The sequence below is a fragment of the Acinetobacter sp. ME22 genome (assembly GCF_022012315.1).
In the GTDB taxonomy this organism is placed as follows: domain Bacteria; phylum Pseudomonadota; class Gammaproteobacteria; order Pseudomonadales; family Moraxellaceae; genus Acinetobacter; species Acinetobacter brisouii_A.
This window is the reverse complement of record NZ_JAKLTL010000053.1, coordinates 1-364: the sequence shown is the minus strand read 5'-3', so window position 1 is coordinate 364 and position 364 is coordinate 1. Positions and strand designations below refer to the sequence as shown.

Genomic DNA, 364 nt, shown 5'->3' with positions numbered 1-364 from the left:
GTTGTCAGTCATTTTGGAAGATGTCTATATTGGAACTTCACCCACCATGCCAGACACCAAGTGGCGGGTGCAACGCATTCATACAGTACAAAATGGAGCAACGCAATGGTATGACGAAAAGGCTGAAATCTTTCGCTATGGTGATCAGGTGGATGCCGATGGCTACTTCCTGTATCACGTGCAAGATGGCTTTACCGACTTAGGTCAGCTGTCCGAATATGCAGGGTTAGATTATGTCGATGATTTGTGGGTTTCAGCTCAGGGACCCTTTGGAACACTGGCAACAGCACCCCTTGCAGCACCCAATACCGCGGTTGCCTCTGCTGCAGGTCGTGCCATCATGATTCGTCATTATCTAGTTGTT

General features: G+C 48.6%; 1 pseudogene. It reads left to right on the top strand.

The features are described 5' to 3' along the window. Nucleotides 1-364, top strand: a pseudogene (locus LVY74_RS17655) (phage tail protein); the annotation flags it as partial.